Origin of the sequence: Microbulbifer okhotskensis (genome assembly GCF_023895975.1) — a bacterium.
Lineage (GTDB): Bacteria > Pseudomonadota > Gammaproteobacteria > Pseudomonadales > Cellvibrionaceae > Microbulbifer > Microbulbifer okhotskensis.
In genome coordinates this window covers 1-259 of the sequence record NZ_JALBWM010000477.1, presented here as the reverse complement: position 1 = coordinate 259, position 259 = coordinate 1, and the positions used below count along the sequence as shown (strand labels likewise).

Annotated in this window: 1 protein-coding gene; it reads left to right on the top strand. The window is 50.6% G+C overall.

Annotation, left to right across the window (positions count from 1 at the left end; translation table 11 throughout):
* A partial coding sequence (locus MO867_RS22985; RefSeq protein ID WP_252473473.1) for a helix-turn-helix transcriptional regulator occupies window positions 1–203 on the top strand: 203 nt, incomplete at its 5' end.
* Window positions 204–259: the final 56 nt, after the last annotated feature.

The window sequence follows — 259 nt, the reverse complement described above, 5'->3', positions numbered from 1 at the left end:
AACAATCAATAAATCCTTCCGCCATGTACAGGGCTCGAGATTGCGCCCGGTTTTACTCCATTGGTTTATCCACCTGGTGGAATTGGACCAAAACAGGCAAAGCCAAACGCGGTACAAAGTTAGGACCAAAGACCACAGTGTGGGAAGGGGCCTACCTGCTTGAGCTGAAGCAAAAGCTAATCACTGAAGCCGAAAGCTGCTAAGGGGGGATGACTATGGAAATAATCAAAACCGCCCCGGCACAGAGCGGTCCCGATAC